We start from the raw sequence: 12,040 nt of genomic DNA on the forward strand, positions 1-12,040 counted from the left end.
GGGCAGCCCGTGAGCAGGTCCATGGCGGGGACCGGTCAGACGCCGGCCGGGAGCCGGGTGCCGAGGCGTTTGAGCCGGATGCGGGGCCTGGAGCGGAGCGGTTCGAGCACGATCGTGCGGGTCCCCGCGGGGACGTGGCGCAGGTCGTGCGTGATGAGGATCGTGGTCCGGCCGGCCATGAGCCGGCGCAGCGGCTCCATGATGCGGGCGGCCGTGACCTCATCGAGGCCGGTCATCGGCTCGTCGAGCACGAGCACGGGCGCGTCGCGCACGATGGCGCGGGCGATCGCGATGCGCTGCCGCTGGCCGCCGGACAGGAGCCGGCCCCGCTGGCCGACGGGAGTCTCGTAGCCGCGCGGAAGTGCGGTGATGAACTCGTGCGCCCCGGCGAGCACCGCGGCCTTGACCACCTCCTCGAACGTGGCTCCGGGACGGCCGTAGGCGATGTTCTCCCGCACGGTGCCGGAGAACAGCATGCTCTCCTGGTGCAGGATCGTGACGGCCTCCCGCAACGAGGACCGGGTCAGGTCGCGGAGGTCGACGCCGTCGAGCAGGATGCGTCCCTGCTCGGGGTCGTAGAACCGCAGCAGCAGCTTGGCCAGCGTGGACTTGCCCGCCCCGCTGGGACCGGTGCAGACGATGAGCTCGCCCGGCTCGGCCGTGAACGACAGGTGCCGCAGCGTCGGCCGGCGACGACCCGGGTAGGTGAAGCCGACGTCGTCGAACTCGATCCGCCCGTGGCTGCGTGACACCAGCGTCAGGGCGGTGCCGCGGTCGTTCACCGACGGCCGGGTGTCGAGGAGCTCCATGACGCGGTCGGAGCCGGCGGCGGCCTCGGACACGCTCAGCGCGATCTCTCCGAGCCCCTGCACGGCGGGGTAGAGCAGGCCCAGGTACGCGGCGAAGGCGAGCAGCCCGCCGAGCGTCAGGCGACCCTCGACGATCTCCCAGGCTCCGACGCCGAGGATGACGACCATGCACACGGTCTGGAGGACCTGCACCATCGGGCCGTACATCCCGGACAGCCGCGCCTGCCACATGTTGGCGCGCAGCCAGCCGCGGCCCTCACGGTGCAGCCGCCGCGACTCGGTGGTCTGCCGGTTGTACGCCTGGACGAGCGACTGGTTGGCAAGGCTCTCCTCGATGACGCTGTTCATGGCGCCGTTGCTGAGCCGCTCGTTGGCGGCGGCGACCCGGAACCGGGCGGCGAAGAACTTGGACACCACCAGGAACGCCGGGACCAGCGCCATGGTGACCAGTGCGAGGTCCCACCTGATGAAGAACGCCGCGCCGGCGAAGAAGACGACGCTGACGACCGTGGTCAGCACCTTGACCAGACCGGAGCCGACGAGCTGCTCGATGGCCTCGATGTCGTCGGTGATCCGGGCCATGAGGTCGCCGAGCCGCCGGTTCTCGAAGAAGTCCGGTGACAGGGTCTGCATGTGTGCGAAGACCCTGTCGCGCAGGCCGAGCAGGAAGCGTTCGGCGCCGAGCGCTGTGACGTACGCGCCGCCGAACGACATGACGCCGGCCACGATCGCGAGGCCCAGCCAGGCGAGGGCGGGGGCCCAGAACGCGGACAGGACGCGGGTCGTCAGCACCTTGTCGGTGATGTGGCCGAACAGGGCGATCGCGGCGACCTCGCAGGCCGCCGCGAGGATGGCGAGCACCGCGCCGGCCACGAAGAGCCGGCGCAGTCCTCGCGTGCCAGGCCAGAACTCCCGGAAAGTCCGGCGGATGGACACCGTCGGCGCGATCGTCGGGTGGTGTTCGCGGGCCTGGGGCGAAAGGGAGAGCCGGCGGGTGACCCGCCGGCTCTTGGGTGGTTTTACCACCACCCGCCGCCCCAGCCGCCGCCCCAACCGCAGCCGCCGCCGCCGCAGCCGCCCCAACGGCGGCGCCATCCGCAGCCGCCGCCGCAGCGACGACGCCTCCAGCACGGTCCCCAGCCCTGGCGGAATCCGTTGTTAACAGACATAGTCCCCTCCCCCGAGATCGGACTTTCACTTCCAAACCGGACCGTACCACCCATAAGCCGATAAATCACCACTAATCCGGGTGAGCAAATCAGATTTGACCGGGGCGCCCACGTGAAGCAACGGTTGCCTGCGCCCGGTAAATCGCCAGCAAAGATCCGGAGGCCACTCGATACTTCGTCAGCGGTTTAACCGTCGGCCCAGCGCTGACCTGGGGTTCCGCACTCTCCACGGGGGGCCGGAGTGGTGATTAGGCGGGCGTTGAAGAATGTTTTTGCATACCGGTGGTGTTCGTTATACGCGGCCCTTCGGCCAGGGGCCCGGATGGCGCGACACGGGCATCATCCGGGAACGGCGGAACATGGCGCGAGAGACACCGGCCGAGTTCTTCGCCCGGCCGCCGCACGCGTTCCCCGGCCGGCCGGCCCCATGCCGGCGAGGCCCGGCCAGGCGAGTCTTCGCCTGTCGAGTGGGCATAGGGAGCCCATGGCTGAGTTCCTGACCGATATCACCACCATCCGAGAGAGGGCCCGCGCCGAGATCGAGAAGGGCCCCATCACCGACGCGTACGGCGCAGACCTGGACCGGGTGATCCAGGTCTGCAACGAGGCCCTGGCCACCGAGCTGGTGTGCGTCCTGCGGTACAAGCGCCACTACTACACCGCCTCCGGGATCCAGTCGGAGGCCGTCGCCCAGGAGTTCCTGGAGCACGCGGGCGAGGAGCAGGAGCACGCGGACAAGCTCGCGGCCCGCATCGTCCAGCTCGGCGGCGAGCCGGACTTCAATCCCGACACGCTGACGAAGCGCTCCCACTCCCAGTACGACGCCAGCAGCGGACTGATCGACATGATCAAAGAGGACCTCGTCGCCGAGCGGGTCGCCGTGGCCACCTACACGGAGATCATCCAGTGGCTGGGCGACCGCGACATCACCACGCGGCGGGTGTTCGAGGAGCTGCTCGCCAAGGAGGAGGAGCACGCCGACGACATGCAGAGCCTGCTCGAACGCATCCCATCGACTCCGCCCGTGCCGCCGGCGCCTCCTGCCTGACGGCCGGGCCGTTCCCGCTCACCGGCCCTCACCCCGCACGACGGCGGGTGAGGGCGCGGCGCGAGCCTGAGCAGACGTACCGGGCCTCGGAGGTACCGGGCCTTACGGGTGAGGGGTCTCGCTCTCAGGAGTGAGACGGATGATCGCCCGTCCCGGCGATCCCTTCTGACCAGGGAAATCGGAGGATTGACCCATCCCCGAAACACCCTGGAGAGCATCATGAACGTCCGCACCGCCTTCGTCGCCGCCCCCCTGCTGATCTTCGCGTACGGTGTGATCCGCATCGTCGACTGGTTCGACGGTGAGAGGGGACCCGGTCTGGCCTGGACCACCGGGCACCTGGCCTTCATGGCAGCCCTCGTCCTCTTTGTCCCGATATTTTGGGAAATGAGGCGGAGGTTGGACCGGAACGCCCTGGCCACCACCGCCGTGGCGGCGGGCTTCGTCGGCATCGCCTGCATGTTCGCGCAGTTCGCCATCGACGTGGTCGTCGGGTTCGCGGCCGCCGACCACGCGGCGATGGGGCCGATGTGGGAGCAGGTCAAGGCCGTGCCCGGAGTTTCCCTGGCCGTCTACGACGGCGGGCCGTTCCTGTTCTACATCGCCCAGCTCGTGCTGGTCACGCAGCTCACCGTGCGACGGCAGGTCCGGGCGTGGACGCCTGTCCTCGTCCTGCTCGACTTCGCTCTGCCGATCATCGACCTCAACCTGATCCCGGTCGGCGCCCTCCTGCTGCTGGTCTCGTTCGTGCCGATGGCGCGCCGCGAGGCGGCGCCCCGGCACGTCCTCGCCCACGCCTGAGACGATGCCCGCGCCCACGGTCATGACCGGAACCGCGGACCACGTGAGAGAACGCGCCCGGTATGCGGCAGGATGGGACGCCGTGCCCGCCCCGCTGTCCTATCCGCCCCTCGTCGACGCCGCCCGCCGGCGGCTGCGCGAGCTGCCGCCACTCCTGGCCGACGCGGCGCTCACCGCGGCGATCCTCCTGGCCCAGCTCTGGCCGCTGCTGTTCGGTGACAGCTCGCACGACGGCCCGTGGGACTGGTGGGGATACGCGGTCGCGGCCGGCGCCTCGCTGCCCCTGGTGTGGCGGCGCCGGGCGCCCGCGACCGTCCTGATCACGAGCCTGTCCGTCGGCGCCCTGTACGACCTCGCCGACAACGTCGCCCGGCAGCCCATCTGGTACGGCGCGACCGTCGCGTTCTACACCGTCGCCGCGTACTCGCCCCGCTGGAAGCGCCTCGTCATGCTCGTCCTGACGCTCAGCGGCGGCTTGCTGGTGGTCGGCTCCTCGGAGAGCGCGCTGCGCGGCATCGTCGTGTTCGTCGCCGCGTACGCCATCGGCAGGACCGCGGCCACATCCCGCGCGCACGCCGCGGCCCTGGAGGAACGGGCCGCCCAGTTGGAGAAGGAGCGCCAGATGGAGGCGGAGCGAGCGGCCGAGCGCGAGCGGGCGCGCATCGCCCGTGACATGCACGACATCCTGGCTCACGCGGTCAGCATCATGGTGGTGCAGGCGGAGGCGGGCCCCGTGGTGGTGCGGACGAACCCCGCCCGGGCCGAGGCGGCGTTCGACGCGATCGCCGCGGCCGGGCGCGACGCGATGGCGCAGCTCAGGCGGATGCTCGGCGTGCTCAAGGAGGGCGAGGCGCCCAGGGCGCCGCAGCCGACCGTGGGCGACCTGCCCGCGCTGGCCGGCCAGGTCTCCGGCACCGGCCTCGACGTGACCTTCTCCGAGACCGGCGAGCCGCGGCCGCTCACGCCCGACTGCGCGGTGGCCGCCTACCGGATCACGCAGGAGGCCCTGACCAACACCGTCAAGCACGCCGGCGCGCGCCACGCCGACATCCGGCTCACCTGGGAGGACCACAATCTCATGATCGACATCACCGACGACGGCCAGGGCTCGGGCCGCGGGCTGCCCTCGGGCGGCAACGGCCTGATCGGCATGCGCGAGCGCGCCGCCGCGTGCGGCGGCGCGGCGACGGCCGGCCCCCGCCAGGACGGTCCGGGCTACCGGGTGTCGGTGCGCCTTCCGGTGGTGACCCCGTGACCGGCCCCATCCGCATCGTCGTGGCCGACGACCAGGAGCTGGTCCGGGGCGGGTTCGCGATGATCCTCGACGCCCAGCCGGACATCGACGTGGTGGCCGAGGCCGGTGACGGCGTCGCGGCCGTCGCGGCGGTCCGCGAGCACGATCCCGACGTGCTCCTGCTCGACATCCGCATGCCCCGCATGGACGGCATCGAGGCGGCCCGGATCGTCTGCGGGGAGACCGGCTGCCGGGTGCTCATGCTGACGACGTTCGACCACGACGACTACGTCTACGACGCGCTGCGGGCCGGCGCGAGCGGCTTCCTGCTCAAGGACGTGCGCCGCGACGACCTGGTCAACGCCGTGCGCGTGGTCGCCGGTGGCGAGTCGCTGCTGGCGCCCCAGGTCACCACGAGGCTGATCTCGGCGTTCACGTCCCGGCCCGCCGCGCGGCCGGCGGAGGCGCTGACGGTGCTGACCGCGCGGGAGCGGGAGACGTTGCAGCTCATCGCCCGCGGGCTGTCCAACGCGGAGATCGCCGAGCAGATGGTGGTGAGCGAGCACACCGTGAAGACGCACGTCAGCAACGTGCTGTCCAAGCTCGGCCTGCGCGACCGGGTCCAGGCGGTGATCGCCGCGTACGAGGCGGGGCTGGCCGTGCCGGGTGCGTGAGGCCGGGTGCCTGACGCCGGGTGCCTGACGCCGGGTGCGTAAGGCGGGGACGGGCGGGTATGCGGGCGACTATGAGCGTTGACTCCGAGAACTATGACGCCGACCTGCTCTGGGAGGAGTTCCACGGAGTGGTCAACATGACCTCCGAGGAGCTCCGGGCCTACCTGCTGGCCGACGCCTCCGGCGAGGATGCCTTCCCGGCGGAGGCCGACCTGGGCCTCGACCAGCTCGGGCGCGGCGTCCTGCAGGTGCTGACCAAGCGGAAGACCGACCTGACCAAGGACGATCTCGACACCATGCGCCAAGTCGTGGACTTGGTGGAGACCCTGGACAACCGGACCGACGACGAGGCCCGGCGGCTGCAGCTCTCCGTGGGCCATGACCCGTTGCGTACCACGTGACCCGAGCTTGACCGAAGGGCCGGGAAAGGTCCATCAGGAGGGCGACTCGTCGTGGCGAATCGTCAAATGGTGGCTGGAACACGGCTACAGATGGTGCAATGGGCCATGCCGTACGCATCCGAGGAGGCCCGTTGACAGACAACCTCGACCTCGCCGCCAGCGCCCAGGAGCTGGCCGACGCCGCGCCGGCCGGGTCGCTGGACCGTACCGCCGCGACGTCGGTGGCCATCACGCTGGCCACGACGCGCGACGCGAACCACGCCAGGCAGACGCTGGACGGGCTGGCGCCCGACGACGTGCGGCGGGCTGCGCTCCAGCTCTTCGACCGCCTCCAGGCCCACTGACCGGGCCCGGGGCCGCCCCTCAGGACCACTGACGGGCCTGAGGGGCCTGAGGGTCAGAGCGCGATCTCGTACTCGACCTGGTCGCCGGGAAGATCGTGAAGTCAGACATGACGGAAGCCTAGGGACCCGCGGCCCCCGCCGTACGGGCCGCGGTCAGGCGAACCCGCACCGCGCGGCGGGCGCGGTCGGCGGCCCGCGGGTCGCGGTGCAGCTGGAGGGCGTGGTTGAGCGCCATGAGCACGCCCATCAGCTCGAACGCCACCTGCTCGGGATCAGTGTCGTCCGGCAGGTCCCCGGCGTCCACGGCGCGCCCGGCCTCCTTGCGCAGCCGCGCCGTCCAGCTGTCGAACCTGGCCGCCACCGCCTCGCGCACCGCCCCCTCCCGCCCGTCGAACTCGTGGGCGGCGGCCACGAAGAAGCACCCGCCGGGGAACACCCCGCGCTCCAGGTACGAGATCCACGCCTCGCACAGGGCGACGAGACGCGGCAGCCCAGGCGCGACGGTCACGGCGGGCTCCCACACCTCGGCGCGGAACACCTCCCCCGCCCGCTCCAGCACCGCGAGCTGGAGCGCCTCCTTGGAGCCGAAGTGGCCGAGCACGCCGGACTTGCTCATGCCGAGCTCCGTGGCGAGCCGGCCGATGGTCAGGCCCTCCAGCCCTTCGACGGAGGCGATGGCCACGGAGCGGCCGAGGATGGCGGAGCGGGTGCCGAGCGCGTCGGCGACGGACCGGCGGGGGCTCATGCTGGGTCGGAGAACGGCATCATGGGAACCACTTTAGCGTCCGAACGTTCGGTTGCTATAGTCCGGCCCATGAACGGATCACGCCTCGTCGCCACCGGCCACTACCAGCCCGCCCGGGTGCTGACCAACGACGATCTCGCCGCCATGGTGGACACCAGCGACGAGTGGATCACCAAGCGCGTCGGCATCCGCACCCGCCACGTGGCCGGCCCGGACGAGGGCGTGCCCGAGCTGGCCGTGAACGCGGCGGCCAAGGCGCTGGCCGGCAGCGGCCTGGACGCCGCCGACATCGACCTCGTGCTGGTGGCGACGTGCACGCAGCTCGACCGGGCGCCGAACGTGGCGGCCATCGTCGCGGCCCGGCTCGGCGTGCCGGGCGCGGCGGTCATGGACGTGGGAGTGTCGTGCTCCGGGTTCACGCACGCGCTGGCCGTCGCCGACCACACGATCCGCGCGGGCGCGGCCAGGCACGCGCTCGTCATCGGGGCCGACACCATGACGGCGGTCACCGACTGGACCGACCGGACCACCTGCGTGCTGACCGGCGACGGCGCGGGCGCCGCCGTGGTCAGCGCGGCGCCGTCGCCGGAGATCGGCCCGGTCGTCTGGGGGTCGGCCCCGGAGCTGGGCGACGCGGTGCGCATCGGCGGCACGCCCACCCGGTTCGCGCAGGAGGGGCAGACCGTCTACCGCTGGGCCACCACCAGGCTGCCCGCCATCGCCCGCGAGGCCTGCGAGCGGGGCGGGGTCGCGCCCGAGGAGCTCGCGGCCGTCGTCCTGCACCAGGCGAACCTGCGCATGATCGAGCCCATCGCCCAGCGCATCGGCGCGGTCAACGCGGTCGTGGCCCGCGACGTGGTCGAGTCGGGCAACACCTCGGGGGCGAGCGTCCCGCTGGCGCTGGCCAAGCTGGTGGAGCGGGGCGAGGTGCGGCGCGGCGCGCCGATGCTGTTGTTCGGCTTCGGCGGCAATCTCTCGTACGCGGGGATGGTCGTCCGCTGCCCCTGACGTTCAGGCGCCCGTGGTCAGGCGCCCGTGGTCAGGCGCCCGTGGTCAGGCGCCCGTGGTCAGGCGCCCGTGGTCAGGCGCGGTGGGCGGCGAGGACGGCGCGCATGTCGGCGATGGCGCGCAGCGTGCCGCGGACCGTGCCCGTGACCTTCGAGCGGCCGGCGCGCGGCAGGTAGTCGACCTCCGTCTCGGTGACGCGCCAGCCCGCCGCGGCGGCACGCAGCACCATCTCCAGCGGATAGCCGAACCTGCGGTCGGCCAGTCCCAGCGCCACCAGCGCCTCGCGGCGGCAGGCACGCATCGGGCCGAGGTCGCGCAGCGGCACCCCGGCGCCGCGGCGCAGCCGCCAGGCGAGCACGGCGTTGCCGGCGCGGGCGTGCGCGGGCCAGCCGCGCCCGCCGCCGCCCGGACCGCCAGGACCGCCAGGACCGGAGGCACCGCCCGGACCGGGCCGGCGCTCCACCCGCCGGCCCAGCACCAGGTCGCCCTCCCCCGCCAGGACGGGCTCGGCGACGCGCGGGAGCTGGCGCGGGTCGAGCGAGGCGTCGGCGTCCATGAAGCAGACGATCTCCGCGGTGGCGGCCATGAGGCCGGTGTGGCAGGCCGCGCCGAACCCCCTGCGCGGCTCGTGGACCACCGTCGCCCCATGGGCCTCGGCGATCCGGGCGGAGCCGTCGGTGGAGCCGTTGTCCACCACGATGGGGCGATATCCGTCCGGCATGCGCTCCAGCACCCAGGGGAGCGCGGCGGCCTCGTCGAGGCAGGGCAGCACGACATCGATCACGAGTCCGACGGTAGGTCCAGGGGGCCCGGTCAACCCTTACGAAGCCATGACGGCGGCCGTGGTGAACTCCCTCAGGCCGTCCTCGAACGCCACCTGAGCCGTGAACCCCAGCTCCCGGGCCGCCTTCGCGGGCGAGGCGACGATGTGGCGGACGTCCCCGAGGCGGTAGCCGCCCGTGACGACCGGCTCCGGCCCTCCGGTCGCCGCCGCCAGCGCACGGGCCAGGTCCCCGACCGTGCGCGGCGTGCCGCTGGCGACGTTGTACGCCGTCAGGGCGCCGGGCCTGCCCGCCTCCAGGGCGAGGGCGTTGGCCCGGGCCACGTCGCGGACGTGGACGAAGTCGCGGCGCTGCCCGCCGTCCTCGAACACCCGCGGCGCCCGCCCGCGCACCAGCTCCGACAGGAAGATCGCGGCGACCCCGGCGTAGGGGGTGTCGCGCGGCATGCCGGGGCCGTAGACGTTGTGGTAGCGCAGGGCCGTCACGGTGCCGCCGGTCTCGCGGGCCCAGCCGGCGGCCAGGTGCTCCTGGGCGAGCTTGGTGGTGGCGTAGGCGTTGCGCGGGTCCATGGGGGCGTCCTCGGCGATGACGGCCGGGACGAGCACGGTGTCGCAGCGCGGGCACCGGGGGTCGAACACCCCGGCCGCCAGGTCCTCCTCGCGCCGGGGGCCGGGCCGTACCGGGCCGTGGCCGGGACAGTCGTAGGCGCCCTCGCCGTACACGACCATGGAGGAGGCGAGGACCAGCCGCCGCACGCCGTGCCGCGCCATGGCGGCGAGCAGGACGGCGGTGCCGCACACGTTCGCGGACGCGTACGCGGGCAGGTCGGCCACGTCCACGCCGAGCCCGACCTTGGCGGCCTGGTGGACGACGGCGTCGACGCCGGGCAGCAGCCGGTCGAGGGCGTCGCCGTCGCGCACGTCCACGCCCGTCCTGAGGTCGGCGGGCACGACGTCGCGGACGGCGGCGACGCCGTCGAGCGTTTCGGCGATGTGACGGCCGACGAAGCCGGCTGAGCCGGTCAGCAACACGCGCATGCCGCCGATCCAACACCCGGCGCGGCCACGCGGATCTTACGGTGCGGGAACGTCGCCCGGTCCGGCGCCGGGGCGTGCGCGCAGGTGGCCGACCAGGCGCTCGATCTGCCCGGCGTAGTAGCCGGCGAACTCGGGCGAGGCCGGGTCGAGCCCGGTGACCGCCCGGACGAGCTGCGGGAACGACACGCCCACCCCGGCCATCGCGAACAGGGCCAGCAGCACCACGGACGGATCGACGTCGGCGGGCAGCTCGCCGGCCTCCTGCCTGCGGCGCAGGTGCTCGACGTCGTGCGAGAAGTCCTCCTCCATGGCCGGCGCGCCCTGTCCGTCGTCGGTGAGGCCGTGCCAGACCATGAGCCGGCCGAAGTCGCGGTGCGTGGAGTTGGCCTGGACGTAGTCGGCGACGAGCCGCCCCAGCGGGGCCCCGCGATCGGCGAACGCGCCCTCCTCACGCCGCCAATGACTGGTCAGGGCCTGGTAGAGGCCCTCCTTGCCGCCGAAGTAGTAGGAGATCAGCTGTTTGTTGACCCCGGCGCGGCCGGCGATCTCGCTCACCCGGGCCCCCGCGAACCCCTTGGCCGCGAACTCCGCAAGCGCCGCATCCAGGATGCGCGCCTTGGTGCGCTCGGGGTCGCGCTGCTTCTCCTCCGGTTCTCGTCTCACCCCCGAAGGTTATCATCCATCCGGATGGTTGACAGAATTATCCATACGGATGATAGTTGGCGGCATGACGAACGACATCGCGGTCATCGGCGGCGGCATCGGCGGGCTTCTCCTGGCACAGGGCCTGCGCAAGGCGGGCAGGGGCGTGACGGTCTACGAGCGGGACCGCACCCCGGCCGACCGGCTCCAGGGCTACCGCGTCCACATCGACCCGAACGGCGCCCGCGCGCTCCACGACTGCCTGCCGCCCGAGCTGTGGCAGGCGTTCCTGGCCACGACCGGGCGGGGCGGCCAGGACTTCGGCTTCCTCACCGAGCGGCTGGACCTCCTCGCCCTCATCGAGACGCCCCCGGCGGCCGACCCCGCCGACGACCACCACTCGGTCAGCCGCATCACCCTCCGGCAGGTGCTGCTGTCGGGGATGGAGGACGTGGTGCGGTTCGGCAAGACCTTCGAGCGTTACGAGCGGCTGCCCGACGGGCGGGTCGAGCTGTTCTTCGCCGACGGCACCAGCGAGCGGGCCGACGTGGTCGTCGCGGCCGACGGCGGCGGCTCACGGGTGCGCGCGCAGTACCTGCCGCACGCCGTGCGCGTGGACACGGGCATCACCACGGTGGCCGGCAAGTTCCCGTTGACGGCCGAGACCCGGAGGCTCATCGCGCCCCGGCTGTCCGACGGGCCGAACAGCGTCATCCCGCCGAAGGGCATGGGCATGTTCCTCGCCCCGCACGACCTGAGCGGGCTCGCCCCCGTAGGCGACATCGGCGTGACGGAGCAGGACGGAGCGCTGATGGACAACACGGGAAGCTATCTGCTGTGGGCGCTCGGCGCGGCGCGGGACCGCTTCCCGGCCGGCCTCTCCGCCATGTCCGGCGAGCAGCTCAGGGCCACGGCGGAGCGGATGGTGGAGTCCTGGCACCCCGACCTGCGCACGCTGGTCGCCCGCTCGGACCCCGGCACCGTCTCCCTGCTGCCGATCCGCACCTCGGTCCCCGTCGGGCCATGGCTCGCCACCACCATCACCCTGCTCGGCGACGCCATCCACAGCATGACGCCGATGCGCGGCATCGGCGCCAACACCGCGCTGCGCGACGCCCGCCTGCTCTGCCAGGCGCTCACCAGCGGGCGCGACCCGGTCGACGCGATCGCCTGGTACGAGAGCCGGATGCGGGAGTACGGCTTCGCGGCCGTGCGCGACTCGCTGAGAGCCGCGCACCAGTTCGTGGGCGAGAGCCGGGTGGGGCGGCTCGGGTTCAAGACGTTCCTGCGCACGGTGCAGCGCGTCCCCAGGCTGAAGGAGAAGGTGTTCTCCTAGCCGCGACGCC

Annotated in this window: 13 protein-coding genes; 8 read left to right on the plus strand and 5 right to left on the minus strand. The window is 72.6% G+C overall.

The features are described 5' to 3' along the window. Window positions 1-35 precede the first annotated feature (35 nt). A complete protein-coding gene (locus AB0H64_RS27095) occupies window positions 36-1,940 on the minus strand; it encodes an ABC transporter ATP-binding protein (protein ID WP_357629778.1) in 1,905 nt (634 codons plus the stop codon). Window positions 1,941-2,462: 522 nt separating this feature from the next. Between AB0H64_RS27095 and AB0H64_RS27100 the strand changes: the two genes are divergently transcribed. The 6 genes from AB0H64_RS27100 (at window position 2,463) to AB0H64_RS27125 (ending at window position 6,480) form a co-directional block, all read left to right on the plus strand. Then, window positions 2,463-3,026, plus strand: a complete 564-nt coding sequence (locus tag AB0H64_RS27100) for a ferritin-like domain-containing protein (protein WP_357629781.1) — start codon at window positions 2,463-2,465, stop codon at window positions 3,024-3,026. Between the two features lie 219 nt (window positions 3,027-3,245). Next, entirely contained in the window at window positions 3,246-3,827 is a 582-nt protein-coding gene (locus tag AB0H64_RS27105) for a hypothetical protein (RefSeq protein ID WP_357629784.1), read from the plus strand. Window positions 3,828-3,909: 82 nt separating this feature from the next. Further along, the gene (locus AB0H64_RS27110) at window positions 3,910-5,082 is read left to right on the plus strand and encodes a histidine kinase (protein ID WP_357629787.1); all 1,173 of its coding nucleotides are present in this window, start codon (window positions 3,910-3,912) and stop codon (window positions 5,080-5,082) included. Continuing rightward, on the plus strand, window positions 5,079-5,735 hold the full coding sequence (locus AB0H64_RS27115; protein WP_357629789.1) for a response regulator transcription factor: 657 nt from the start codon (window positions 5,079-5,081) through the stop codon (window positions 5,733-5,735). Before AB0H64_RS27110 ends, AB0H64_RS27115 begins: the two co-directional genes overlap by 4 nt. Before the next feature lie 71 nt (window positions 5,736-5,806). Beyond that, window positions 5,807-6,136 carry a DUF3140 domain-containing protein gene (locus AB0H64_RS27120; RefSeq protein ID WP_357629790.1) on the plus strand — a complete coding sequence of 110 codons (330 nt, stop codon included), beginning with the start codon at window positions 5,807-5,809 and terminating at the stop codon, window positions 6,134-6,136. A gap of 131 nt (window positions 6,137-6,267) precedes the next feature. Next, a complete protein-coding gene (locus tag AB0H64_RS27125; protein ID WP_355435875.1) occupies window positions 6,268-6,480 on the plus strand; it encodes a hypothetical protein in 213 nt (70 codons plus the stop codon). Between the two features lie 118 nt (window positions 6,481-6,598). Here AB0H64_RS27125 and AB0H64_RS27130 read toward each other — a convergent pair whose 3' ends face one another. Next, window positions 6,599-7,225, minus strand: coding sequence for a TetR/AcrR family transcriptional regulator (locus tag AB0H64_RS27130; protein WP_357629794.1), 627 nt, complete (start codon window positions 7,223-7,225; stop codon window positions 6,599-6,601). 69 nt (window positions 7,226-7,294) lie between these two features. Here AB0H64_RS27130 and AB0H64_RS27135 point away from each other — a divergent pair, with 69 nt between their 5' ends. Continuing rightward, on the plus strand, window positions 7,295-8,233 hold the full coding sequence (locus tag AB0H64_RS27135; RefSeq protein WP_357629797.1) for a beta-ketoacyl-ACP synthase III: 939 nt from the start codon (window positions 7,295-7,297) through the stop codon (window positions 8,231-8,233). 73 nt (window positions 8,234-8,306) lie between these two features. Here the strand turns inward: AB0H64_RS27135 and AB0H64_RS27140 are convergent, their stop codons facing one another. Genes AB0H64_RS27140 through AB0H64_RS27150 form a run of 3 tightly spaced genes read right to left on the minus strand, consistent with a single transcriptional unit; the run spans window position 8,307 to window position 10,715 of the window. After that, window positions 8,307-9,017, minus strand: a complete 711-nt coding sequence (locus AB0H64_RS27140; protein WP_357629800.1) for a glycosyltransferase family 2 protein — start codon at window positions 9,015-9,017, stop codon at window positions 8,307-8,309. A gap of 36 nt (window positions 9,018-9,053) precedes the next feature. Beyond that, window positions 9,054-10,052, minus strand: a complete 999-nt coding sequence (locus tag AB0H64_RS27145; protein ID WP_357629803.1) for an NAD-dependent epimerase/dehydratase family protein — start codon at window positions 10,050-10,052, stop codon at window positions 9,054-9,056. Window positions 10,053-10,088: 36 nt separating this feature from the next. Continuing rightward, window positions 10,089-10,715: a TetR family transcriptional regulator gene (locus AB0H64_RS27150; RefSeq protein WP_357629806.1), complete on the minus strand. Its 627-nt coding sequence runs from the start codon at window positions 10,713-10,715 to the stop codon at window positions 10,089-10,091. A 64-nt stretch (window positions 10,716-10,779) separates the two neighbouring features. Between AB0H64_RS27150 and AB0H64_RS27155 the strand changes: the two genes are divergently transcribed. Further along, window positions 10,780-12,030: an NAD(P)/FAD-dependent oxidoreductase gene (locus AB0H64_RS27155; RefSeq protein WP_357629809.1), complete on the plus strand. Its 1,251-nt coding sequence runs from the start codon at window positions 10,780-10,782 to the stop codon at window positions 12,028-12,030. Window positions 12,031-12,040 lie beyond the last annotated feature (10 nt).

This window comes from Nonomuraea sp. NPDC050733, from assembly GCF_040654215.1.
Classification (GTDB): Bacteria; Actinomycetota; Actinomycetes; order Streptosporangiales; family Streptosporangiaceae; genus Nonomuraea.